Source organism: Variovorax sp. V35, assembly GCF_041154465.1.
GTDB lineage: Bacteria > Pseudomonadota > Gammaproteobacteria > Burkholderiales > Burkholderiaceae_C > Variovorax > Variovorax boronicumulans.
In genome coordinates, this window is record NZ_AP028666.1 from 5,844,609 (window position 1) to 5,869,572 (window position 24,964).

The 24,964-nt window shown below is 66.5% G+C and carries 19 protein-coding genes; 1 reads left to right on the top strand and 18 read right to left on the bottom strand.

The window, feature by feature from the left end:
* Positions 1–9 precede the first annotated feature (9 nt).
* The 11 genes from ACAM42_RS26865 to ACAM42_RS26915 form a co-directional block, all read right to left on the bottom strand.
* Positions 10–1,761 carry a glycerol-3-phosphate dehydrogenase/oxidase gene (locus ACAM42_RS26865; RefSeq protein ID WP_369629955.1) on the bottom strand — a complete coding sequence of 584 codons (1,752 nt, stop codon included), beginning with the start codon at positions 1,759–1,761 and terminating at the stop codon, positions 10–12.
* A complete protein-coding gene (locus tag ACAM42_RS26870; RefSeq protein WP_369629956.1) occupies positions 1,758–3,362 on the bottom strand; it encodes an FGGY family carbohydrate kinase in 1,605 nt (534 codons plus the stop codon). Before ACAM42_RS26870 ends, ACAM42_RS26865 begins: the two co-directional genes overlap by 4 nt.
* A 37-nt stretch (positions 3,363–3,399) precedes the next feature.
* Positions 3,400–3,867, bottom strand: coding sequence for an RpiB/LacA/LacB family sugar-phosphate isomerase (locus tag ACAM42_RS26875; RefSeq protein ID WP_369629957.1), 468 nt, complete (start codon positions 3,865–3,867; stop codon positions 3,400–3,402).
* A 110-nt stretch (positions 3,868–3,977) separates the two neighbouring features.
* Positions 3,978–4,937 carry a D-ribose ABC transporter substrate-binding protein gene (locus ACAM42_RS26880; protein WP_070062044.1) on the bottom strand — a complete coding sequence of 320 codons (960 nt, stop codon included), beginning with the start codon at positions 4,935–4,937 and terminating at the stop codon, positions 3,978–3,980.
* 62 nt (positions 4,938–4,999) lie between these two features.
* On the bottom strand, positions 5,000–6,094 hold the full coding sequence (locus tag ACAM42_RS26885) for an ABC transporter permease (protein ID WP_369629958.1): 1,095 nt from the start codon (positions 6,092–6,094) through the stop codon (positions 5,000–5,002).
* A 26-nt stretch (positions 6,095–6,120) separates the two neighbouring features.
* On the bottom strand, positions 6,121–7,656 hold the full coding sequence (locus ACAM42_RS26890; protein WP_369629959.1) for a sugar ABC transporter ATP-binding protein: 1,536 nt from the start codon (positions 7,654–7,656) through the stop codon (positions 6,121–6,123).
* On the bottom strand, positions 7,653–8,309 hold the full coding sequence (locus ACAM42_RS26895) for a DUF2291 family protein (protein WP_369629960.1): 657 nt from the start codon (positions 8,307–8,309) through the stop codon (positions 7,653–7,655). Before ACAM42_RS26895 ends, ACAM42_RS26890 begins: the two co-directional genes overlap by 4 nt.
* 99 nt (positions 8,310–8,408) lie before the next feature.
* Positions 8,409–9,374 carry a sugar-binding transcriptional regulator gene (locus ACAM42_RS26900; protein WP_159273027.1) on the bottom strand — a complete coding sequence of 322 codons (966 nt, stop codon included), beginning with the start codon at positions 9,372–9,374 and terminating at the stop codon, positions 8,409–8,411.
* A 198-nt stretch (positions 9,375–9,572) separates the two neighbouring features.
* Positions 9,573–11,432 carry an ATP-binding protein gene (locus ACAM42_RS26905; protein ID WP_369629961.1) on the bottom strand — a complete coding sequence of 620 codons (1,860 nt, stop codon included), beginning with the start codon at positions 11,430–11,432 and terminating at the stop codon, positions 9,573–9,575.
* The gene (locus ACAM42_RS26910) at positions 11,429–12,037 is read right to left on the bottom strand and encodes a response regulator transcription factor (protein WP_369629962.1); all 609 of its coding nucleotides are present in this window, start codon (positions 12,035–12,037) and stop codon (positions 11,429–11,431) included. Before ACAM42_RS26910 ends, ACAM42_RS26905 begins: the two co-directional genes overlap by 4 nt.
* Positions 12,038–12,141: 104 nt before the next feature.
* Positions 12,142–12,534, bottom strand: a complete 393-nt coding sequence (locus ACAM42_RS26915; protein WP_369629963.1) for a hypothetical protein — start codon at positions 12,532–12,534, stop codon at positions 12,142–12,144.
* Positions 12,535–12,705: 171 nt separating this feature from the next.
* On the opposite strand from ACAM42_RS26915, the gene ACAM42_RS26920 reads away from it, so the two are divergent.
* Complete coding sequence (locus tag ACAM42_RS26920; RefSeq protein WP_369629964.1) at positions 12,706–14,319, top strand: hypothetical protein; 1,614 nt, start codon at positions 12,706–12,708, stop codon at positions 14,317–14,319.
* Between the two features lie 211 nt (positions 14,320–14,530).
* On the opposite strand, the gene ACAM42_RS26925 is transcribed toward ACAM42_RS26920, so the two are convergent.
* The 7 genes from ACAM42_RS26925 to ACAM42_RS26955 all read right to left on the bottom strand — a co-directional run bounded on the left by ACAM42_RS26925 (position 14,531) and on the right by ACAM42_RS26955 (position 24,930).
* Entirely contained in the window at positions 14,531–16,111 is a 1,581-nt protein-coding gene (locus ACAM42_RS26925) for an IS66 family transposase (RefSeq protein ID WP_369629536.1), read from the bottom strand.
* Positions 16,112–16,182: 71 nt separating this feature from the next.
* A complete protein-coding gene (gene tnpB / locus ACAM42_RS26930; RefSeq protein ID WP_369629537.1) occupies positions 16,183–16,527 on the bottom strand; it encodes an IS66 family insertion sequence element accessory protein TnpB in 345 nt (114 codons plus the stop codon).
* Entirely contained in the window at positions 16,515–16,895 is a 381-nt protein-coding gene (locus ACAM42_RS26935; RefSeq protein ID WP_369629538.1) for a transposase, read from the bottom strand. The genes tnpB and ACAM42_RS26935 overlap by 13 nt, the downstream gene beginning before the upstream one ends.
* Before the next feature lie 831 nt (positions 16,896–17,726).
* Positions 17,727–20,819, bottom strand: a complete 3,093-nt coding sequence (locus tag ACAM42_RS26940; protein ID WP_369632807.1) for a type I restriction endonuclease subunit R — start codon at positions 20,817–20,819, stop codon at positions 17,727–17,729.
* Entirely contained in the window at positions 20,812–21,942 is a 1,131-nt protein-coding gene (locus ACAM42_RS26945) for a hypothetical protein (protein WP_369629965.1), read from the bottom strand. Before ACAM42_RS26945 ends, ACAM42_RS26940 begins: the two co-directional genes overlap by 8 nt.
* Positions 21,939–23,252 (bottom strand): restriction endonuclease subunit S, encoded by a 1,314-nt coding sequence (locus tag ACAM42_RS26950; protein ID WP_369629966.1) that lies wholly within the window; start codon positions 23,250–23,252, stop codon positions 21,939–21,941. Before ACAM42_RS26950 ends, ACAM42_RS26945 begins: the two co-directional genes overlap by 4 nt.
* The gene (locus ACAM42_RS26955; protein ID WP_369629967.1) at positions 23,242–24,930 is read right to left on the bottom strand and encodes an N-6 DNA methylase; all 1,689 of its coding nucleotides are present in this window, start codon (positions 24,928–24,930) and stop codon (positions 23,242–23,244) included. The genes ACAM42_RS26950 and ACAM42_RS26955 overlap by 11 nt, the downstream gene beginning before the upstream one ends.
* Positions 24,931–24,964 lie beyond the last annotated feature (34 nt).

Genomic DNA, 24,964 nt, shown 5'->3' on the forward strand with positions numbered 1-24,964 from the left:
GGGATGGCTCTACAGGGCCGCGGCGAGCGTGGCAGGGGCAGCGGCAGGCGACACGGCCGGCGGCACGGCGGCGCCGGGGCCCAGCGCTGCACGCTCCGCCGCGATGAGTTCGCGGTAGGCCGCAAGCTGCCGGCGGGTGTCGTCGCTCGACCAGCCCAGGTACGGCGCGATGCACCCGGCTACGAACGGGGCCAGGGTCAGCCCGCCATCGGCGAGTTCGATCGACAGGTGGGTGCGGCGCGTCATCACGTCGGTCAGCGTGTGCGCGCCCTCGGCGACGACGGCATGCACGAGTTCGGCGACCAGGTAGTGCGGTGCGCCAGGCAGCGTCGCGCGCAGTGCGGGCCTGGCCCGCGCGAGCGCCCGCAGGTCGCGCACCCGGTCGCCGTGCCGCTGCAGCAGGCGGCCCGCATCGCCGATGCCCATGCCGAAGTGCCGCGCCAGGTCGCCGGCGCTGTCGCGCACCGCGGCCCAGTCGCCGGCCCCGACCAGCGGCAGCGAGGCCGTGGGCGATGCCGTGTTCACCCCCAGGGGCCGCACCGCGGCATCGACCGCGTCGGCCGCCATGCGGCGGTAGGTCGTGTACTTGCCGCCGACGACCGTGGTGAGGCCGGGCGGCCCGTCGATCACCGCGTGGTCGCGCAGCAGTGCCGATGTCGAATCGGTGGCGCCGACCGACTTCAGCAGCGGACGCAGGCCGGCGAAGGTGCCGAGCACGTCGGCGCGGCCGACCTTGCGTTCGAGGTAGGCGTTGAGGTTGTCGAGCAGGTAGTCGACATCGGCCGCTTCGGCGACCGGCTGCGACTTGTCGCCATGCCACGGCGTGTCGGTGGTGCCGACGAGCCAGTAGCCGTACCAGCGGCGCGCGATGATGACGGAGTCGGTGGCGCGGGCGAGGATGCCGGTGTCGGATTGCAGTGCCTCCGGCCGCAGCAGGATGTGCACGCCCTTCGCGGGTTGCACCCGGAAGCTGTTGGCGCCCGCGCGCTGCTGGATGTCGTCGGCCCAGATGCCGGCGGCGCTGATCACCGCGCGGGCGGCCAGGCGATGCCGTTCGCCGGTCAGGGTGTCTTGCACCACAACGCCCGCGACGCGCTCGCCGTCCTTGATGAACTCGACCATGGGCGCCCGCGTGATGACCCGGGCGCCGCGACCGGCCGCCGTGCGCACCACCGCGAGGGTGTGGCGCGCATCGTCCATCAGCGCGTCATGGAACTGGACACCGCCGACCACGCGCTGCGCATCGATCGAGGGGATGTGCCGCTTGAGCGCCGCCCGGCCGAAGTGGCGCTGGCGCGGGACGGCACCGCCCTTCAGGCCGAAAAGGTCGTAGAGCAGCACGCCGGCCGCGACATAGGGCCGCTCCCACCAGGCGCGGGTGAGCGGATAGAGAAAAGACTCCGGGCGGGCAATGTGCGGGCACAGGACCTTGACCATCAGGTCGCGCTCCTCGATCGCGTGCGCCACCAGCTTGAAGTTGAGCTGCTCGAGATAGCGCAGGCCGCCATGAAAGGTCTTGCCCGAACGCGACGAGGTGCCGGTGGCAATGTCGCCCGCCTCGACCAGCACCACCGAAAGTCCGCGCGCGACAGCGTCGAGCGCGGCGCCCGCGCCGGTCACGCCCGCGCCGATCACGAGCACGTCGGCCACGCTGCGCGAGGCTTCGGCCAGGTCGCGCCGCCGCTGCGCGGGATGGAGCCAGGTCGCGTCGGCGGGCTCGAAGGCCCGCGCCAGGACGGCGGGCGGGACGAAGTCGTTCATCGAATCTCCTGCGCGGCGGCATCGAGGTGGGCACGCCGGATGTCGGCCAGGGCCTGCCAGGGCGCCCTCGCCCGCTGTGCGGTCTCGCGGTACTGCCCATAGATCTGGTCGTAGAGCGCGGTCTGGCCCGGGTCCGGCAAGGTGACCGCCTCGTCGAGGTAGGCATCGACCCACTGGGGCAGCATCTGGTGAAGGCTGGCGTGGCTGTCGATCGACAGCGCGGCGGTGATGGCCGCGCCTGCGGCGCCGCACTCCTCGCGGTTCGACACGCGCACCGGGCGCCCGGTGACCGACGCGATCATCTGCCGCAGCGCCAGGCTGCGTGCGGCGCCGCCGGACAGGCGGATCTCCTCGGGCAGCGTGCCAAGCGCGGTGTAGCAGTCGCGCGTGGCCATCGCGATGCCTTCGAAGACCGCACGCGACAGGCCCGCCACGCCCAGCGTCGCACTGAAGCCGCTGAGCTGCGCACGGGCGCTCGCATCGACAAAGGGGCCGCGCTCGCCGCTTTGGGCGATGTAGGGGTGGTAGACCGCCTGTGCAGGTGCCGTGGAAAGCACCAGCGCATCGAGCCGCTCCAGCATCTGCGCGTGCGGCAACGCCGCGCCGCCGGCCAGTTCGGCCGCGCTGCCGAGCAGCCGGAGCAACCAGTCGATGTTCAGCGTCGCCGCCATGTGCGAGACCAGGCGGACCCGCAGACCCGGCGCGGGCATCGCGATGGTGTAGCCGGCTTCGGCGCTCGGCTCGATGGCCTCCGCGTTGTCGGTGACCCAGCCGTGCATCCCGGTGCTGCCAAGCACCGAGCAGCCGACGTGCCGCAGCCCGCCTTGCGCATCGAAGGCCATGCCTCCGGCACCGAGCACGCACAGCGGCACGTCCATGAGCGGCAGCACCACCGGCAGGCCTTCGGGCAGTCCGGTCTCGGTGGCGGCAGTGCGGGTCAGCGTCGCATGGCTGCGGGTGCCGTCGACGATCGGCGGCAGGAGGTGCTTGATGGCGCCCAGGCCGAGCAGTGCCAGGGTCTCGTCGTCGTAGGCCAGGCTTCGGAAGTTGCCGAAGGTGTAGACGCCTTCGCAGGGGCTGGTCGCACGCACGCCCGTGGCCTGGAAGAAGAGCCAGTCCTTGCAATGCATGGCCGATGCGGCCCGTGCCAGGCGCTCGGGCTGGTGCGCCTGCAGCCACAGCAGCTGGCCGCTTTGCATCGACGGGTTGAGCGCGTTGCCGGTGCGCGCGGCGACGAGCCGCGAGGCCGGTGTCTCGCGAAGCGCCTGCACGTGACGGCCGGCGCGCGCGTCGAGCCACAGCATCGCGGGCCCGACCGGGCGGCCGTCGGCATCGACGAGCCAGGTCCCGTCGCCCTGGCCGGTGGCCGCCAGGGCCACCACGCGCGCCGCCAGGCCGGGGACGCGCGCGGCCAGCGCGCGCAGCGTGGCTGCGGTGTCGGTCCAGGTTCCGTCGAGGTCCTGCTCGGCCGCGCCGTCGGGGCCGAGCAGCACGCGGTTCGGCGTGCTGGCCACCGCCACCTGCCGGCCCTGCAGGTCGAAGGCCACGGCCTTGATGACCGAGGTTCCGGCGTCCACGCCGATGATGAGGTCGCGTGCCATGCGCGTCAGTGCCGGCCGCCGAGGGAACGGGTTGCGTTCATCGGTGTTTCGCGTGGTACTTCTCGTCCAGCGCATCGATGGCGCGGACGTTGCGCGCCGACGTGCCGTGGGGATCGAAGTGGGAGGACAGGTAGGCCTGCGCCACCGCCTTGGCCAGTTCGGCCCCGATCACCCGCGCCCCCATGGTGATGACCTGCGCGTTGTTGGAGAGCGCGGCGCGCTGCGCCGAGTAGGTGTCGTGCGTCTGCGCCGCGCGGATGCCGGGCACCTTGTTGGCCGAGAGGCAGACACCGATGCCGGTTCCGCACACCAGGATCGCGCGGTCGTAGAGGCCGCTGAGGATGCCCTGGCAGACCCGGTCGGAGAGGTCGGCATAGAAGAAGTCGGCGTCCTCCTCGGGCAGGCCGATGTGGGTCACCTCGAGGCCCTCCCGGCCGGCGAAGTGCCTGGCCAGAACCTCGGCAAGGGGCGCGCCCGCGGTGTCCGCGGCAATGGCGATCTTCATGTGCTTTCCATTTCTTCGAATTGCTTCGAACCGGCTGCGCAACCGGCGGCGTCGCGTGGCGAGCGCCGCCGGGACCTTGCGGTGCCGGGGTGTCGTGACGTTGCGTGGGCTTACTTGTCCAGGACGAACGGCGAGGAGTACTTGGCGGCATTGCCCTTGGTGATCAGCAGGCAGTCGAACAGCTGCTTCTCGGTCTTGGCACCGGTCTTGCCGGTTCGGATGAACGAGTCGGCCTGCTGCACGGCAGCGGCGGCGAACACCGCGACGGGCTGGAGCACCGTGTAGGCCAGCTCGCCGGCCTTGACCGAGGCCACCGAGTCCGGCGAACCGTCGAACCCGCCGACGACGACCCCGTTGAACTTGCCCGCCTTCTTGAGCGCGGCGATCGCGCCGAGGGCCATCTCGTCGTTGCCGCTGATGACGCCCTTGATGTCGGGGTGCGCCTGCATCAGCGACTGCATCTTGTTGTGCCCTTGCGTCCGGTTCCAGTTGGCGACTTCCGAGCCGGCCTTGGCCAGGTCCGGGTACTGGCTCAGCACGGTCTTGAAGCCGTTCGACCGGGTCGCGGCGTTGTTGTCGGAAGGGGCGCCGACGAGCTCGACGTACTTGCCCTTGTTGCCCATCAGCTCGGCCCAGTGCTGGGCCCCGAGCGCGGCGCCCTGGGCGTTGTTCGACACGAGTTGCGCCTGCGCCAGGCCCTCCTTGTTGATCTCGGCGTTGACGAGGATCACGGGGATCTTCGCAGCCACCGCCTTCTGCACCGCGCCCACCGAGCCGCTCGCGTTCGCCGGGTCGAGGATGATGGCGACCGACTTGTTGGTGATGGCCGTGTCGATCAGACGGCTCTCGGTGTTGGTGTCGCCGGTGTGCGCGGCGACGACCGCGGTGTAGCCCAGTTTCTGCGCCGTGGCCTTGGCCACCTCGCCTTCGGTGAACCAGTAGGGGTTGGCGGGGTCGTTCACGATGATCGTGATCAGCCCCTTGCCCTTGCCTTGGGCCCATGCCGGGCTGGCCATCAGGGGCGTGAGCGAGAGTGCAGCAAGCAGCGTACGGCGGGTGGTGTTCAACATGACTTCGTCTCCTTGGTGGTTTCTTCTGGACAGATGCCGCGGCTGCGGCGAACGGGAATCTTTCAGGCCGTGGGCCGTGGCTGGGCGGAGACGGCCGGGGTCGCAACACGCGCGGGCCGACGGCCGTACCGGATGGCGTTCAGCAGCACCGCGAGCACGATCACGGCGCCCGTGAAGACGGTCTGCCAGTAGGAAGACACGCCGATGATCACGAGCCCGTCGGACAGGAAGCCGATGACGAAGGCGCCGAGCAGCGTGCCGCGCACGTTGCCGCGCCCCCCGGTGAGCGCCGCGCCGCCCACCACGACGGCGGCGATCGCGGTGAGCTCGTAGGTGCTGCCCGCCGTCGGGCCGGCCGAGGTCAGTTGCGACGACAGGACCAGCCCCGCAATGGCGGCACAGACACCGGACAGCACGTAGACGGTGACGGTCGTGAATCGCACGGGCACGCCCGACAGTTCGGCCGCCCGCGCGTTTCCGCCGCTCGCATACACCCAGCGCCCGAAGGCCGTGCGGTTGAGCAGCACGGCCGCCACCACCGCGACCATGGCCAGGACCAGCACGCCGACCGGCATGCCCAGGACCTGATCGAAGCCGAGCCAGTTGAAGCCCGTGTTGCCCAACTCGGGCCGGCCGCCGAGGCTATTGAAGGTCAGCCCGTTGGTGATCAGCAGCGCCACGCCGCGCGCGACGTACAGCACGCCCAGCGTGGCCACGAAAGCCGGCACCTTGAAGAAAGCGATCAGCACGCCGTTGACGGCCCCGACGAGGGCGCCCAGCGCGCAGGTCAGCACCACCACGACCCAGACCGGCGGGTAGAGCACCAGGCCGAGCGCGTCGATCGTGACGCCCTGCATCAGGTAGCCGGCGACGACCCCGCACAGGCCGAGGGTCGATCCGACCGACAGGTCGATGCCACCGGTGAGGATCACGATCAGCATGCCGATGGCCAGCAGCCCGAAGATGGCGACGTGCGACGACATGATCAGGAAGTTGCCGGTCGAGAAGTACACGGGCGACAGCAACGAGAACACGGCCACGATCGCGATCAGCGCGAAGAAGGCGCGCCCTTCGAGCAGCAGGCGAACGATGTCGATGCCGCCGCCTCCGCCGTTGGCAGAGCGGGAAGGCAGGGCTGGAGATGGGGCTTCGCTCATGGTGATGTCCGCTCGAAGGGCTTCATTCAGGCAACCATGGCTTCGCCCGAGGCGGCCATGATCATTTCTTTGGTGGCGTCGGCGCCGAACTGGGCCGAGATCCGCCCCCGTCGCATGACCACGATCCGGTGCGCGACACCCAGGCATTCGCTCACCTCCGAGGTCGAGAACACGACCGCGAGGCCCTGCCGCGCGCGCTCGGCGAGCAGGCGGAACACCTCGGCCTTGGCGCCGACGTCGATGCCCCGACTGGGCTCGTCGAGCAGCAGGACCTTCGGGTGCGTGGCGAGCATCTTTCCGATGACCACCTTCTGCTGGTTGCCGCCCGACAGCGATCCGATGGCCGCCTGGCCGCCGCTGGTCTTGACGGTGACGCGCCGGATCGACTCGTCGACGCATGCACGTTCCCGGGCCGGCGATGTGAAGCACCCGCGAACGAAGGCGCCGATGCTGGCCAGCGAGAGGTTCTGGCCGACGCTCATCGTCTGCACGAGGCCGTCGCGCTGGCGGTCTTCGGGCACCAGCGCCAGGCCCTTGGCGATGCGCTGCGCGATGCTCAGCTTCGACACGTCCTGCCCTTCGAGCAGCACGCGCCCGCCGTCGAGTGCGCACCGGCCGGCCACGGCCTCCAGCAGCTCGGTGCGCCCCGCGCCCATCAACCCGTAGATGCAGACGATTTCGCCCGACCGCACGTCGAGCGACACATGGTCGACGACGTCGGCGCCGGAGCTTTCGGTGAGGACGGCGTCCTCGATGGCCAGCGCGACTTCGCCGAAGTCGTAGCCACCGGGCGGGCTGCCGAGATCGAAGTTCTCGCCGACCATGTGGCGCACGATCCATTCGAGATCGATCTCGGCACGCGGCGCCCTGGCGGTCATGGCACCGTCGCGCAGCACCACCGCGTGGTCGGTGATCTGCAGCGCCTCCTCCAGGTGGTGCGAGATGTAGACGATCGACACCCCTCGCTCCGTGAGGTCGCGGATCACCTTGAACAGCGCCTCCACCTCCGTCGCCGAGAGCGCCGACGTGGGCTCGTCCATGATCAGGATGCGGCTGTTGACCGACAGCGCACGCGCGATCTCGACGATCTGCTGCTGGCCCAAGCGCAGGTCTTCGACCAAGGTCAACGGATCGATCGCTTCCTCGAGCTCCGCCATCAGCGCCCGCGTGCGCCGCGCCTCTTCGGCAAAGTCGACGCCGGTGGCGCTGCGCAGCTCGCGGCCCATGAAGACGTTGTCGCGCACCGAGAGGTTCGGTGCCAGGCTCAGCTCCTGGTGAATGATCGAGATGCCGCGTTCGCGTGCGTCGGCAGCCGACGCCAGGACCACCGGCACGCCGTCGAGCACGATGTCGCCCGACGTGGGCGTGACCACGCCCGAGAGGATCTTCATCAGCGTGGACTTGCCGGCGCCGTTTTCACCGAACAGCGTCGTGACCTGTCCGCGGTGGATGTCGAAGTTCACGCCCTTGAGCGCCTGCACGCTGCCGTACGACTTGGCGATGTTTTGCGCCGACAGCACGATCGCGCTGTCGGGATCCCGGGCGATGCCAGCGGCGCTCATTGCACGCCCAGCCGCACGGGCGTGACGAGCCAGCTCGACGGATTGATGAGCTGGAACACACCGACGACGTCGACCTTCCTGCCGGTGAGCGTGTCGCGCTCGAGCGTGCCGAGCACCTGCGCCTTGACCTCGTTGTTCAGTGCCGAGCCCGCGTCCTGGTAGTCGATCTGGTTGGTGAACTGGCCGAAGGCCACGGTGCCCGTCGCGTCCCGCACCTCGGTGCCGTTGAGGGCAGGCCCGGTTTGCACGCGAAGCTGCAGTCCCTGCGGCAGGCCGTCGACCACCACCGTGAAGATGCCCGCACGACCCTCGCCGACCGTCCCGGTGAACCGGACCGGGAAGATCGGCCCGACGCTTCCGGGCTTGCCGTAGGTCTCGCCGGCTGCCGCCTTGTCCGCCGCGAGGGCCTGCGCCAGCACCGGGGCGTCGACGGCCGCCTTCTCGATCAGGGCCCGAATGGGTGCGAATGCCTTCTTGCCGTAGGCCTCGGCCGAGAACGCGTCGACCCGTGCGTCTTCGGGGGAGCCGATGCGGACCGCCTTGGTGTCCAGCACCATCGCCACGCACAGCAGCAGGAGCACCGCCGTCCACACGCAGGCCGACGTCCGCAGACGGAACGGTCTGCGCGCGGAAATCTCGAGCTGGGCGCCCATGCGAACCTCCTCCCTGTTGATCTTCTTGAACCTGTCTGCTCCGGTCGACGTTGGCGCTCTAGGGGCACCGACTCCGACGGCCGGAAGATGGCGGCCCGGTCAGCGGCGCTGACTGGCCTGATGGCGCAGGCACAGCTGCGCGGTCGCCTCGTCGACGATCAGCTCGGTGATCAGGCCGGTGTTGAGCACCGCGCAGATCGCCTCGGCCTTGTACGTGCCACCGGCCACCGCGAGCACGTCGCGCCCGCGCAGGTCGTCCAGCGACGCACCGACCGCGCGTTCGTTCATCTCGCACTTCACCGGTTCGCCGTTCGACGCCACGAAACAGCCGGCGAGTTCGCCGACCGCCCCCGCCTTGCGCAGCGCCGCCAGCTCCTTGGCCGTGACCGACTGGGTGCGCAGCAGATGGGTGTCCGGCCCCAGGTCGCCGACACCGACGACGCAGAGCTGGCACTCGCGCACGAGCTCGAGCACGTGCTGCACGCCACGCTGGGCGCGCAGCACCTGAGCGTCGGCCCGGCTGTCGGCCAGGAACGGCACCGGCATGAAGTAGCACTCGCCGCCCGTGCGCTCGGCCAGCTTGGCAATCAGGTCGAACGGGTTGGCGGCGGAGCGTCGCGTGAGGCTGCCCAGGAGCGAGATGAAGCGCGTGTCCTTGCGATTCGCCGCGGGCATCCGCTCGACCATCGCGGCCAGCGTGCGACCGTGGCCCACACCGATGGTGCGCACCTCGCCGGCGTCGAGGACACGGGTCAGCTGGCGTGCGGCAGCCACTGCCAGCGCGGGGATCGCATCGGTCGCATCGTCCAGGTCGGCCTGGGTGGTCGGGACGACCACGCAGCGCTTCAGGCCGAAGGCTTCCACCAGCTTGTCTTCGAGCGCCATGCACTCGGCAGGCACACCTTCCACGAAGAACTTGATCAACCCGCTCTGCATGGCCGAAGCGATCAGCCGCTGCACCTTGACGCGCGACACGCCGAGGCGCTCGGCGATCTGCTCCTGCGTGTGGCCGCCCACGTAGGCCAGCCATGCGGCGCGGATGGAAAGACTCAGTTCGGGGTCCATGTCGTGTATTTTGTGAACATTTGATCTTCAACTGCTCAATTGATCAGATGGATGAACTTTAGGGATTGCGGGTGGGCCAGTCAACGAACGCGCTCTCGGTGTTTTCCCGCGCCATCACACACGCGGCGCCCTGACCAGGCGGAGCAATGGATGGGGAGGATGAGACCCGGCGCGAAGCGAGTCGCCCGGGGCTTTCAGCTACTCGCTCGAGACGCCCGTCCGCCGCCAGGCCTGCGCATGGCCCAGGAAGGCGCGAAGCTGCGAGGGCCGCACCGGCTTGACGAGCACCGGCAGGCGGGCCTCGCGTGCCGCCGCCAGCGAATCGCCGCCGACGTCGCCGGTCACGATCAACGCAGGCAGGTCGGCTTCGTTCAACGCAAGGCGCAGGTCCGCGATGGCCTGCAGGCCACTCGCCTGCAGGCCGAGCCGCAGGTCCACCACCAGCGCATCGGGCCGGAAGCCCGCCTGCAGGCACACCAGTGCGCTCGCCATGTCGCTCGCGGCGCGGACCTCCGCGCCCCAGGAGGCCAGCAGCCCTTGCAGCGCCTGCAACGAACTCTGGTCGTCGTCGAGCACGAGCACGCGCGCGGCCAATGCGGCGGTCGATGACGCGGCGAGCCGTTCGGCGTCGTCCGCCCGGCCGCTCTCGGCCGCATCGGCCAACGGCACCTGCACGTCGAACACGCTGCCCTGCCCCGGCTGCGAGCGCACGGTCACGCGCAGGTCGAGCAGTTCGCTCAGGCGCTTCACGGTCGCGAGGCCCAGGCCATAGCCCAGGCGGCGGTCGCGCGCGGGGTTATCGATTTGATAGAACTCGTCGAAGACGTGCGGCAGGTGCTCGGGCGCGATGCCGATGCCCGTGTCTTCGATGGCCAGCCGCAGCCGGCCGTTGTCGACCGAGCCGCCGATCCGCACCGTACCCTTGTGCGTGTAGCGGATGGCGTTCGCCAGCAGGTTGGTGACGACGCGCGTGAGCAAGGCGCGGTCGCTGCGGACGGTGGCGGGGTCGATGGCCAGCTCGAACGTCAGCCCCTTGGCCGCGGCCACGGCCTGGTGCGGCCGGCAGCAGTCGCGCAGCAGCTCGTCGATGGCGAAGAGCGACCATTGCGGGCTGATCGATCCGGCATCGGCGCGCGTGATGTCGAGCAGGTCGTCCACCACGTCGGTCATGCCGTCGGCGCAGGCCACCAGCTGCTCGGAGAGCGCCTGCACCTGCGGCTGCGTGCTGACCGTGTGCAGGGTCTGCGCCAGCAGCGCCATCGCGTTGAGCGGCTGGCGCAGGTCGTGGTTGGCCGAGGCGAAGAAACGCATGCGTGCCGCCACGGCTTCCTCGGCGGTCTGGCGGGCCGAACGGCTGCGCTCGTTTTCGGCGCTCAGCGCGGTCACCAGTTCGGCATTGCGTCGACGCTGCGCCTGGATCTCGTGCAGCGCGCGCGAGAGCTCCCGGGAACTCAGCAGCGTGTAGACGCCGATCAGCGTCACGATCATTGCCATGGCCAAGTGGTAGCTGCCGCCGAACCAGATGTCGCGCAGCACCAGCGGACCGAGGATGAGGCCCACATAGACGATGGCCGACCGCTCCATCGTCGAGAGCCGGATGGCGCCGCCGAGCGAGACGGTGACCATCGTGATGTGAAGGATGGCCTCGGCCTGCGCCGGCCCGTCGTTCTGCAGCAGGACGCACAGAACGCCCCACGACAAGGCCAGGCTCTGGCTGCTGGCCATGAGGGGCAGCGCCATCGCCGCGAGGTTCGACCGAAGGCCCGGCCGCAGCGCCCATGCCACCCAGATGCCGCCCCGCACGGCCACGAGGAAGCAGTAGACGGCGAACCACGCCTGCATGCGCGCGCCGTCCGCGCCCGTCGCGTATTCGCGGTAGCACAGGTACCCGCCAAGCGCGGCCAGCATCCACGCCCACGGCGTGGTGCGGATCATCTGCTCGACCTGCTGCAGCTGGAGGTCCGAGAAGCGCAGGCACGCGGCAATGAGGCCGCGCACACCGGGGTCGCGCGGCGCTTTCAGCGGGGATGCGAGAGCGGCAGGCACCGAAGGCTTCATCGCGACTCCAGCAGCAGCCCCGCGCGCCGCGCCTGGACCAGCAGGTGGGTGCGGTTGCGCGCGTCCATCGTGTCGAGCAGCGCCGTGATGTGGAGCTTGACCGTGCGCTCCGCGATCGCCAGCTCGGCGGCGATCTGCTTGTTCTGGCGGCCTTGCGCCACCAGCAGCAGCACTTCGAGCTGGCGCGGCGTGAGGCTCGCCACCGGCAGGCCGGTGCGCGAGACCAGCACGTCGAAAGACTCGCCACCCGCGGCCACCTCGTCCAGCGCCGCTGCGATGTGCGCCACCGAGCGCGACTTGCCGATGAAGCCGGCCGCACCCGCGGCGCGTGCGCGGGCGGCGAGTGCAGGTTCTTCGTCGCCCGAGATCATCAGGCGCGACACGAGGGGATGCCGGGCGCCGAAGAGACGCAGGCCCTCGAGGCCGTCTTCACCGCCCAGGCGGTAGTCGATCAGCACGATGTCGGGCGCGCATTGCGAGGCGCGCGCCACGCCTTCGGCCAGCGAGAGCGCGGTCTGCACTTCGAAGTCGGGGCGGGCGTGCGTCAGCGCATGGGCAAAGCCGACACCGAACAGCGGGTGATCGTCGACAAGCAGGAGTTTCATGGTGCCGTGATCCTCGGGTGCGGGCCCGGCCCGCGCCCTCTCCTCGTAGGGCGCCATTGTTGTCCACGCCGGCGCGTCGGTGCCACGCCGGCTTTCGCGAAGCCTCAGTTGCAACGGCCCGCCGCGCGCAGCAGCGCATTGCAGGCTGGCGCGGGGCTGGTCGCCGGCCGCGTGGCGGAGCGGCGCGCGGACGCGGGGGCGTCGCTCTGGCGCATCTCCTGGCAGATGGCATCGCTGACCACCCGGCCCACGACCGACACCGAACCCTCCACGTAGCAGCTGTAGACCCGTCCGCCGTCGGTGCGGGCCTGGAAGGTCGTCTGCACACCGCTGTCGGCCCGGTTCGAGATCGTGAACGCCTGCGGCGGCAGGCCCAGCGCCCGCGAGGTGTTCGTGACGATGGCGTCGTCGGTCACGGCGTGCGAAGCGCAGCCACCCGCCAGAACGGCAGCCGTGAGAAGCCAGGGCAGGCAGAAGAGCGTGCGTGAAGAGGTCATGCAGGGAGCCTATCGGGACACCTTGCAGCGGCCCATAGCACCTTCGGGCAGGTGCCCGAAGGTGCTATGGGCCGCACGCGCAGCCGTCCCTACGATCCGCCCCTCTTGAACGGACAAGCAAGCACAAAAGGCGCCGGGCCCCGGCGCCAGCAGACGAGGAGGAACACGGACATGACGAAGACGAGCAGCTACGGACGGTGGATGGTGTGCGCAGGGGCGCTGGCCCTGCTGGCGGCCTGCGGCGGCGGTGGTGGCGGATCAGGCGGCGGCGCGTTGCCACCCCTGGGCATCTTTCCGCCCGCGCCCCCACCGGTGGCAGTGACCCATCGCCTGGAGGTCGGCATCACCGGCAACGGCCGCGTCGGATCGCAGCCCGCAGGCATCGACTGCCCCGATCGCTGCAGTGCGGATTTCAGCGCGGGCACCGAGGTCATCCTCGCAGCCACGCCGGCCGCAGGACAGGTGCTCGGCAACTGGGGCGGCGCCTGCAGCGGCAGCGCCGGCACCTGCACCGTGCGGATGGACGCGGCACTCGGCGTGACGGCCACTTTCGTGGCCGCACCGCCCGTGATCGGCTGGGGCGATGCAGCGGCGCTGTCGGCCGGCGGCGCCAGCCTGCCGAAGACCGCGATCGATGCGCAGGGGCGCGCGCTGGTCGTGTGGCGCCAGGTCGAAGGCAACTCGCAGGTGGACCGCCTATGGGGCAGCCGCTACCTGCCCGGCAGCGGCTGGACCGCACCGCAGCGCCTCGAGGCCAACGCCGGCGGCGTGCGCGACATCCGCATCGCCATCGACAAGCCCAGCGGCCGCGCCGTCGTGCTGTGGACCCAGCTGAGCTCCGTGACCGGCTACGACCTGTGGGCGCTGCCCGTCGACCCGGCGGGCGGTTGGGGCAGCCCCGCGCTGCTGGAAACCGGCACCGGCATCGTCGGCAACGCCAGCGTGGGCATCGACGCCAACGGCAACGCCGTCGCCGTGTGGTCGCAGATCGGCCCGGCCACGCGCTTCAGCATCTACGCCAACCGCTACACCCCGGCCGGCGGCTGGGGCACCGCCGCGCTCATCGAGACCAACGAGGTCGTGGGCAGCGTCGACGGCGACCCGGCGGTCGTGGTCGCCGCCTCCGGCGAATCGGTCGCGGTGTGGAAGCGCTCCGACGGCAGCAGCGCCTCGCTCTGGACCAACCGCGCCAACGCAAGCGGCACCTGGACCACGGCCACCGAACTCGTGCCCGACACCGGCACCGGCCACTCGATCGGTGCCCACGACCTGGCGATCGACGCCGCCGGCAACGCCCTGCTCGCCTGGGGCCAGGCCGACCTGCCCGGCGGCAGCAACCTGTGGGAAAGCGCCGTGTGGTTCAAGCACTTCTCGGCGGGCGCATGGCAGAGCGGCACTGCACGGGTGGGCGCACCGTTCGTCGCCACGCAGGCGTTGTTGAGCACGCCCGTGCTGCGCATGAATGCGGCGGGTGCGGCGGTCGTGAGTTGGGGGCGGCTGGACAACGCGCTCATGGCGGCGACGGCGGCGCCGGGGGCTGCATTCGGCGCGGACCGTGTGGTGCGGGCGGCGGCCTCGCAGGCGTTGGCGAGCTTGCCTGCATTGGGTGTGGACGATGCGACCAATGCGTTGGTGGGTACGCAACCGGCAAACTCATCTTGTGTGAGTCTCTCGGGGGCCGGGCTTGGTGCCGATGAGGGGTACGTCACAAGGGTCCACCTCCTCACATCGCAGGCGAGCGACTTCAACTGCGGCCATCAATTCGCACGTCACTGCAGGGTTTGACTGCCCGCCCTTTGCAATTCGATTGATGTCTTGCAGGACGGCTTCAACAGCAGTCTCCCAAGCCGCCCAGGCCTGCTGAATCGGCTTGCTCGTCGTAACGGGGATCGTTGCCATGCAGCGATGGTGGCACTTCCTGGTCTCACGTTCTGTGCGCTACCCCACATAAGGACCGGACGCGCAGCCGCAGATCACCGTCGGCGAATGCAGTGAATCAACGCGCTGTTGCCGCAGGTCGCCAGTGATGTGGCAGGAGCTCGGCGATCTGACTATCGCGCTGCATCGGCAGTCGAGTCAGGACGTCCTTGAGATAGGCATAGGGGTCGTGTCCGCTGAGCTTGGCCGACTGGATCAAGCTCATGACTGCTGCGGCGCGTTGGCCGGCGCGCAGGCTCCCGGCGAACAGCCAGTTGCCTCTGCCCACGGCGATGGGCCGGATCTGGTTCTCTGCCCAGTTGTTGTCCGCAGGCAAGCTCCCGTCGTCCAGGTAGCGCGTCAGCGCAGCCCAGCGCTTCAGGCTGTAGTTCAGCGCTTTGGCTGTTCCTGAGCCTTCCGGAACCTTCTGCCGCTGGGCGATCATCCAGGCATGCAGCGCCTGCGCGATCGGTCGTCCCCGCGCTTGGCGGATCCGTCGCCGTTCATCAGCATGGAGGTCCCTCACCTCGCGCTCGATCTCGTAGAGCCGGGCGAAGTACTGGATGCCAGCCTCTGCGATCTGGCTCTTGTTGGCCGTGTGCAGCTCGACGAACTTGCGCCGGGCATGGGCCAGGCAGCCAGCTTCGACGACGCCCTCGGCCAGCAGGGTCTTGTAGCCCGAGTAGTCATCACACACGAGTGCACCGCGCCATTCGCCCAGGAAGTCCCGCGCATGCTGGCCAGCCCGACTGTCGGCGAAGTCGTAGACCACCGCCTTCATGCCTTCGAAGGCGCCTGGCGTGTAGGCCCACAGGTAGGCACGGTGCGTCTTGCCTGTCCCTGGCTTGAGCATGGCCACGGGGGTCTCGTCGGCGTGCAGCACGCGGTGGGTAAGGATGGCTTGCTTGAGCGCATCGACCAGCGGTTGCAGACGTACGCCACAGGCGCCGACCCACGCGCCGAGCGTCGAACGCGGGATGGCGAGGCCGGCGCGCCCGAAGATGGCTTCCTGCCGGTAAAGCGGAAGGTGGTCGGCGTACTTGGCCACCATCACCTGCGCCAGGAGGCCGGCCGTGGGGATGCCCTTGTCGATCACCTGGGCCGGCACCGGCGCCTGCATCAGCGTCTGGCACTTCGCGCAGGCCCACTTACCGCGGACATGCCGCTCAACGGTGAACACGCCGGGAACGTAGTCGAGCTTCTCGGCCACGTCTTCGCCGATGCGTTTGAGCTCGCAGCCGCACGCACAGGTGGTCGACGCGGGCTCGTGGCGGACATCGACGCGCGGCAGGTGGGCGGGCAGCGGCATGCGGCGCGGCTGCTGCTTGTCCTCCGGCTTGGCTGGTGGGGAGCGAAGCTGCTTCAGCTCTTCTTCGATGGCCGCCAGGTCAGCGTCAAGCGTCTCCTCCAGAAGACTGGCCTGCGCCGCATCGAGCTTCTCGCTGCTCTTGCCAAAGCGCAGACGCTTGTACTGTGCGAGCTCGTGGGTGAGTTGGTCGACCTTGGTGGACTTGAAGGCGATCTCGCGCGTGAGCGTCTCGATCGATTGGTCCTTGGCCTCGAGCTGGCGCTGTTGCTCGGCGAAGCCATCGATGAGCCGGAGGGTCACCTCGTACAGTTGCTCTGCACGCAGGCCCTTCAGTTGTTCGGCATCCACCATGAATACGTAGAGTGCCGCGCGATCGTGCGACTGTCATCGGCGTTTGCCGCAATTGCACGGCTGCCGCGCGATCACACCACGGTGATGATGCCTGCTGAACCTACGCGCTGCCAGGGCAGCCCAAGCACGAGCGCATCAAGCTGCTCACGCGTCATCGCCATCTGCGTGCCCAGGCTCGCGTTGGCCCATAGGAATCGACCCTGGTTCAATCGACGTGCGCACAGCCAGAGACCAATGCCATCGTGCACGAGGACCTTCATGCGGTTGGCCCGCCGGTTGGCGAACAGGTAGGCGTGGTGCGGGTGCGCGGCCCCGAAGACCTTCACGACACGCGCCAGCGCCGTCTCCGTCCCGGCTCGCATGTCGATCGGCTCGGTGGCCAGCCACACGGCGTCAATGCGGATCAACGCAGCCATTCGCGCAGCCAGGCTGCGCACGACGAAGCCGACTCCACCGGCCAGTACACGACTGCGGTGGCGCTGCCTCTCTTCAGTTCAACGCGGATGTCGCGCATGGGCACCTCGGCTTCGGGCTGCACATCGAGTGCGATGAAACCGGGCATCGGCAAGGTCGGAGCTTCGGCCGCCTTCGACGCGGCCGCCTTCCGATCGTCGGCACGCCACCGGTGCACCACGTTCGCGTTCAGGTTGTACAACCTCGCGATCGCTGCGGCAGAGGCATCCGGTTGCCGGCACGCCTCCAGGACCTCGGCCTTGAGTTGCACGCTGTGCTTGCGACGGGTGGCCCGCTTAACCACACCATCTATCGTGTCCACATCATTCATCGCGGACACGATGCCTGTCGGCTCTCACGCGATCAAGATGACTTCACTGCGCGCTTACGTTGGTGGCGTGGGCGCAGGGGAATGGGGTGGGGACGAGCGATCTCTATGCGGCCCGGCACACGTCGGCGGATGGCTGGGGGACGCCTGTGGCTCAGGAGGGCACAGACGAGATTGCGACTTCGCCGGATCTGGCGATGAATGAAGTGGGGAATGCGGTGTTGGCTTGGCAGCAGTTTGAGGCTGCGGCTGGGACGCGCATTCTGGTGCGGTGGTATGAGTCGGGGAGGTAGGGTGGGTGAGGGGGCAAGTGGCTTGCCCCAAATCACGAGCCCGCATGAATAGAGGCTAATGGCAGAAAGCGCCTACAAGATATCTAGGCCTCATGCGGGTTGCGCGGGCGTTTTTCTTTCTCCTCCGATCATTCGCAGCAATAACGAGCTTTCGGGCCCGCAGTCGAGCATCTCGTCAATTCGTCTCGCCCCCACACATCGAGTGACCATCAGGCGGAGACGCCAAAACGTGTCATACCAACTCATATATGCGCGCTCCATCGAAGGCGGGCAATCGTCGGCACCATCAGTGCGTCGCACCCGAACTCGCTCAATCGCACAATTGAGTCCGTATGCCGCTTTGCAGCGTGAGTTGCCGCTCGAGCCATTTTTCCGGCCGGCAACTTGCGGCAGACAGCCACTCACAGCCCACGCCAACACGTGTGGGTCGACTTCGCCCGTGACCCGATACAGACGCAGCCGTCCGAGCGGCATGCGTCAAGTTTCAATCAAGCAATTTCGCTGCCATGAAGTCCTCAATCGGCCGTCTTCATGTGACTGACTATGTGCTGCGCCCGGTCGACAACTCTGCCTGCTTGAGCACGAGCTGTGCTGCTTCCTCTGAAAGGTCCGGCGGATAGCCGTACATCGCCAGCAACCGACGAACCTTGCGCCGCAGATCGGCCCGTACGCTCTCCCGCTGGGTCCAATCAAGCCGAGGCATCTTCTTCACCATTTCCGCCAGCTCTCGAGCCATCAAGCGAAGCTGGTCTGACCTCATAACCTCTTTGGCGGATCCGTTTTCCGCCAAAGCATCGTAGAACGCCGTCTCCTCGTCGCTCAGGCCAAGGTCTTGCCCATGTCGCTTTGCTTCGCGGACCCACTTCGCCAGTTCTAGCAACTGCGCGATCATTTGGGCTGTCGTGATCTGCTTGTTCGTGTAGCTGAGCATCGCTTTCTCTAGCGCCACACGGAACTTCTGCGCTTGCACGAGATTGGACCGTTCACTGAGCTTAATCTGGTCGGCCAGCAGTTTGCGCAGCGTTTCCAGCGCCAAGTTCTTCTGCTCCAGGGCAGACACCCGTTCCAGAAACTCGTCGCTGAGAATGTCCAGCCGCGCTGTGTCGAGCCCGGCGGCGGCGAACAGGTCGATCACCTCGCCCGCATTCACCGCACCGCCGATCACCTGCCGGACAGCGGCATCGATGTCGGCAGATCCATCGCTTCGTCCATCTGCTGGTCCGCGCTCGTCGGTGAGCCGCTTGCGGATCATCGCCACCACGCGCTGGAAGAACGCCAAGTGCGGCGCGACTTCCCGTGTTTCCTCCCGTGGCACGGCCAATGCGAACGCCGTCGCCAGCCGCTTTACCATGTCGCCAAACCGCTGCCAGCCAGTTTCGTCGCCCACGTTGTGCTTCATGTCCAGCACGTGGTCGATGGCACCCAGGTACACACGCAACACGTCCGCGGGCGCTACGTGTAACGCCGCCACATAGTTGAAGTCGTGGAAGAAGGCGCGCAGTTGCTCAAAGGCCGACTGCATGGCCGGGATCGCCTCGTCCTGTAGTTCCTGAACCGGCTTATCTGTCTCACCCGTCGCGTTCGCGTAGGTCGCCAGCGCGTCCGCTAGCGGGTCGGCAAGTCCGATCAGGTCCACGACCAAGCCGCCGGGCTTCTCACCGTACACGCGGTTCACGCGCGCAATGGCCTGCATCAGATTGTGCCCGGCCAGGGGTTTGTCTAAGTACATCGTGTGCGCGCTGGGCACATCGAAACCGGTGAGCCACATGTCCACGACGATCGCCAGCCGGAAATCGTCGACCGGGTCCTTGAACCGGTCCGCCAATAGCTTGCGTTGCGCCTTACTCCGCGCGTGTAGCGCCATGTACTCTGGGTCGTCCGATCCGCTGGACATGATGACCTTCATCGCACCCTTCGCGTCGTCCTCGTCGTGCCACGCCGGATGCAATTTGCGGATCTCGTCGTACAGCCGAGCGGCGATATCGCGGCTCATTGTTACGAGCATCGCCTTACCTTCCATCGCGGCGCGGCGCTCGTCCCAATGATCGGCAACGAACCTCGCTACGCGCTCCAGCCGCTCTGGTGCGCCATACAGCTCCTCCAGCGGAATGCGAATGCTCTCTGGCGTCTCCTGCCCGTTCTCGTCGCGGGTCGCGTACTGCGCGATTCTTGCCTCCGCCTGCTTTGCGCCTGCTTCGTCGATCGAGAGCTTTACGATACGCGGCTCGTAGTAAATCGGCACTGTCGCGCCGTCAGCCACCGCTTGACGAATGTCGTAGACGTCGGCGTACTCGCCAAACACATTCCGGGTGACACGGTCGCCAGCCGTCAATGGGGTGCCGGTGAAACCGACGAAGGTCGCGTTGGGGAGTGCCTCGCGCATCCACCGCGCCCCGCCTTCGACGAAGCCGTACTGGCTGCGGTGCGCTTCGTCCGCCATCGCGACGACATTCGCCCGCTCACTGATCGTGCCGTGCGCCTCGGTGAACTTATGGATCGTCGTGAACACCACCCCGCCGCTGGCCCGGTCTAGCAGTTGCCGTAGGTGCTCACGGCTGTCAGCCTGTACCGGGTGTTGCCGCAGCAGCGCGCGGCCCATCGCGAAAGTGTCGAAGAGCTGGTCGTCCAGGTCGTTGCGGTCGGTGACGATCAACACCGTCGGATTGGCCATCTCCGCCGCGCGTACCAGCGTGCCGGCCAGCATCAGCATCGTCAGGCTCTTGCCGCTGCCTTGCGTGTGCCAGACGACTCCGCCCTTGCCTGCCGCATCGTCACTGCGGTCCGGCGACTTGATCGCTCCAACCACGCTAGCCCGTGCCTTACGCATTGCGCGGAACTGGTGATATCCCGCCACCTTCTTGACGATATTCCCACGCTCGTCCTCTTCGAACGCTACGCAAGACCGCAGATAGTCCAATAGCGCCACTGGATTCAGCAGCTCGCGGATCAATGCCTCCAGAGTCGGCTCGCCGCCATTTGCAGGTCGCCACGGCGTGAAGCGCTGCCGACCACTGGTGATGCTCCCCACCCGGGTTAGCAGCCCATCGCTGGCGACCAGCAGTAGGTTTGGCACGAACAGATCGGGCGCCATAGTCTTGTACCGCTCGAGCTGGTCAATTGCGGTGTCCAACGTTGCCGCAGTGTTGGCCGGATCCTTCAGCTCGATCACGACCAGCGGCAAGCCGTTGACATACAAAACCAAGTCCGGCCGAATGGTCTTGCCGTTTGTCCCTGCGACGGTGAGCTGCCGCACGACCAAGAAGTCGTTGTTTGCGGGGTTATCAAAGTCGATCAACCGCATCCGCCCGCCGCGCGTCTCTCCCGTGACGGTGTCCTTGTACTCGACGGGCACGCCACTGGTGAGCAGATCGTGAAACCAGCGGTTGTTCTCTATGAGCGTGGGGTGAGGCGGTCGTCTGGCCTCCAACGAAACTTCCGCGCTGATCGAGTGCGGCAGACTTGGATTAATACTTTGCACGCGGTCAACGAGTCGACGCGGAAGAACACCACTGCTGATGTCTGGGCGCTCACGATTGTCGAAGTCGAGGCCTAGCGTCAGTTCGCAATGAATCCCCATTTTTTCGAATATTCGGGCAGATTCCTCCTCGATGAAGCGCTCGGAAATACTAATCATCGCCGACACCCCCCTGGCTCCCGACCACCGCGACTTCGCAGTGGGCGAACTCGTGAGCGTGGAGAGTTGCCGCTGACATCAGAGGAAGAGAGTCACCAACTACTTCTAGGTGGCACATACCCGCCGCTCGCTTCTTAAAGAACGCGATACGGGTGTGATGTCCCGAGTCGTCATCGCAAGCATAGAAATATGGAGACAAATCAAGACACCGTGAACGTACTTTTGCGAGTACGCGGTCGTAGGATCCAACTTTCCCCGCTTGCATCACAACTTTTTGCGCATCTGCATCCAATTCCAAGTCGCTGACATGGCGTGCTGTCGAGTGGCCGTTTAACCTGTCCACTTCCGCTGAAGGTGGAGATCCTGGTGTCATTTTAATTAGACGAACAAGCTGCGTATCAGCTAGGAAAAGGCAGTCCACTAGTGCGTCGTGCAGTATGGGCCGACTCTCCTCGACCAAGTGGGTTGCTTGCATGTCCGAGAGCGTGCCCAAATGCGAGAATCCATTGCGCACCGAATTTAGACGACGCAGTTCAGCGGGAAGTCCAATCGGAATCAAGTCAGCCAAGACTGCCCGTACGCCGGAGCCTCGCCAGCTTTCAAGTATTCCTTCTATCATGCCAATACGAATGGAAATCTTGTCGCTCCGCAAATCCTTGTGTTTGATAGCGCGCCTCGAAGCCGACTCGATCACCTGTACGGGAGGTACGCCTACCCCAACTATTTTGGCCTCAGCAATTACCATAGCGGAGAGTAAATTGATCAACCCCTCCCACGTGTCGCGCATACGTGTCAATCGACGCAGAGGATCGCGCGGTCCGGAGATGGCTTGTTGATAGGGGATTGCGAGGGGCGAAGGAAACTGACTGCAGATCGTTTCGTCATCTTGTTCCAAGAGTTGAGATTTGCACTCCGCTATTGTTTTATCGACCACGTCTGACCTAAGGCGCAGAACTTCGGCCGGATGAAACTCATGCTCACCAACCCTGACATATCCTTCGAATGCATCTAAGCACCATTGGCGGTAACGATCCGCGTCGCGCGTCTCACGCCACTGGAGCAATGCTTCGGCTGGACTCTTGGAATCCGGTTCGGCGTGGTCTCTCGCAGACGAATCGCTCATGGGCGTACCTTCACCGCGCCAGTCATTAATCGCGGGAGCAGATAGCTTCTCATATCTTTGAGTGAGAAAGACTCTCGTGCATTCGCTTCAATAAGATCGAACAAACTCGCCGTGAAGTTCTCGAATGCTTGCACTACGACGACGGAAGGCAGAATGGCTGGTATCGGACGGAACGCACCTTTACTGATTTCGGGAAAGGTCGTGCCGCTCGCTCGTGATTTGATTTCTCCGAGCATGGATCTGGTCCAGTGAAGCACGTAATGTGGGGGAAGCGGTCCATTGCATGTCATCGCAATGAACCCCTGGTTCACTGCCACGGGCACTTTAGCTAGAGCGGTGTATCCGACCGGCGCACGCGACGACAACAGCACCGTGTTCTTTTGCAAAACGCCGGAACTGATGCATGCAGCCCCCGCGTTGGTAATGCGTCGGTTGGTTTCGAGCAGCACTGGGTCTTGCAGACCCGAGAGATCTTTCGGCGTCGCCCAGAAGTGAATGCCTCCGTCCCAATACTCGGCGACTTTCGTACTTGGCGTGCCCCCACCCTTAACCGTCACGAGATCCCCAATCGGTCGTATCTCCCACCCCTGCGGCACCAGTCCGAGCGGTGAGTCGACTAGGCGATCAGGAAGGGCGGCGAAAGCAGCGGGGGGCATGCCCGGGAAACTGGTCTGCCCGGCGGCCTTGACCTTGACCGGCTCGAAGTCTACAAACCACGCCTTGAACGTGGCCCGCGCCAACTCCTCCAATGACCGACACGTTCGATGGTTCTGCCCGATCTTGTCGTCTAGCGAGCGCAGCGTGTACCCAATCCCTTCCTGAATCTTTCGATCCGGCAAGACGATCTGAAGCCGGCTCAGCATGTCATTATTCAAGCTGGCTCGCGTTGATAACGATGAGAACCCGCTCATCTCACCGCGAAACAGTGGACTGCGAAGGTAATAGGCCGCGTACTCGGGAACGATCTGCTGGGTACTCTTTGGCCTCAGCCTCTTCGTAAAGCCATTGAACGTAGCGCCTTCGTAGTCTCGCAATGCGACGCTACTCATCCCCAGGTCTTCCTGCGTTTCACTCGTCCTGGTGAGGAAAACATCGCCGCGCCGAACATCGGATAGTTCTCGTTCCGTCTCGCTTGATCGCACAAGGCTTCCAAGCTGCTCGGGCAAGAAGTAGTTGTCGAGTACGTCCTTAAAAGTAACGAACGGAAAGCCCGACCCGAATTCGGACGCTGGCTTCGACAAGCCGGACCGGATGTCGAAAACATCCGTCAGAGCGAAGCTTGGCCAAGCCGGTCGACCGTCAGTCCGCATCGCTTACCTCTGAAAGCCGTTGCCGTATGACATTCGCCAACCGGGCCCCCTCCGCCAGCTGTTGCTCCAGCTCCGCCACTAGCCGTGGGTACTTCTCGGCGAACGGCTCTGCATCGACCTCTTGCTCCTCCGTGCCGACGTAGCGGCCAGGAGTGAGGACGTGGCCGTGCTTGGCAATTTCGTCGAGCTTCGCGGGCTTGGCGAAGCCGGGGGTCGGCGCAAACGACCACACGCCGTGCTCGTCCTCGTCCCACCACTCTGGGGAGGGCTCGCCGCGCCAGCGGCGGTAGGCGTAGACGATGCGACCAACGTCGGATGCGGGCAGCGGGTCGCCCGTGCCAGGGACGCTCTCGGCATCTTCGGTGCCAGCGAGCACGCGCAGCACGCGGGTCTCCATCGTCCCAAGCTTGCGGGCATCGATAAAGAGAGTTTCGCCCGCACGGCCCCCGGGGCGGTTCGGCGTGCCACGACGGATGTTGTGGCCGGTCTTGTCGCGGGTGAGAAACCACAAGCACACCGGAATCCCGGTGGTGAAGAAGAGCTGCGCGGGCAGCGCGACGATGCAATCAACAAGGTCGGCCTCGATGATCTTGCGGCGGATCTCGCCTTCGCCGCCGGTGTTGCTCGACAAGCTGCCGTTCGCCATCACGAACCCGGCCGCGCCCCCACCCTTGCCGTTCGGATAGGCGAGGTGGTGAATGAAGTGCTGGATCCAAGCGTAGTTAGCGTTGCCGACCGGCGGGTCGCCGTATGCCCAGCGCCTGTCGCCACGCAACAGTTGGCCGGACCAGTCGCTCACATTGAACGGAGGGTTGGCGAGAACAAAGTCGGCCTTCAGGTCGGGGTGCTGGTTGCGCAGGAACGTGTCAGCGGGCTGATCGCCAAGCTTGGCCTCGATGCCGTGGATGGCAAGGTTCATGTGCGCCAAGCGCCATGTTGTGGGGTTGCTCTCCTGCCCAAAGATGGATACGTCGGTGCGCTGGCCGCCGTGCGCTTCGACGAATTTCTCCGATTGGACGAACATGCCGCCGCTGCCGCAAGCAGGGTCGTAGATGCGGCCTTCGTAGGGCTCCAGCATTTCAACCAGCACGCGCACCACGCTGCGAGGCGTGTAGAACTCACCGCCCAGCTTACCCTCGGCAGAGGCGAACTTTCCGAGGAAGTACTCGTAGACTCGGCCCAACATGTCGCGGGCTCGTCCGCGACTGCCCTTGAACCCGATGTCAGCGATGAGATTGATCAACCCGGCCATCTTGACCGGCTCAATGCCGCGGCGAGCGTAGTCGCGGGGGAGCTTACCCTTGAGATTGGCGTTGTCCCGCTCCACCGCGAGGATGGCGTCGTCGATCAGCGTGGCGATGTCGGGGCGCGTCGCCTGGTTCTGGATGTTCGACCATCGCGCCTCTGGCGGCACCCAGAACACCCGCTCAGCAGTGTACTCGTCGCGGGATTCGAGAAGGCGCTCGAGCTGTTCGCCTTTGATTCCGTCGTTCGTTAGTTCGGCCCGCAGATCGTCGCGACGGCCCTCGAAACTGTCGGAGATGTACTTGAGAAAGAGCAAGCCCAGGACGACATGCTTGTATTCCGCTGCATCGACTTGACCGCGGAGGGTGTCAGCGGCCTTCCAGAGTGTGTCTGCGTAGTTCAGGTCGCTGGTGATCGCTTCGTCTTTGGTCATCGTTCTTCAGTGGTTGCCATCGGCTGCGATCTTA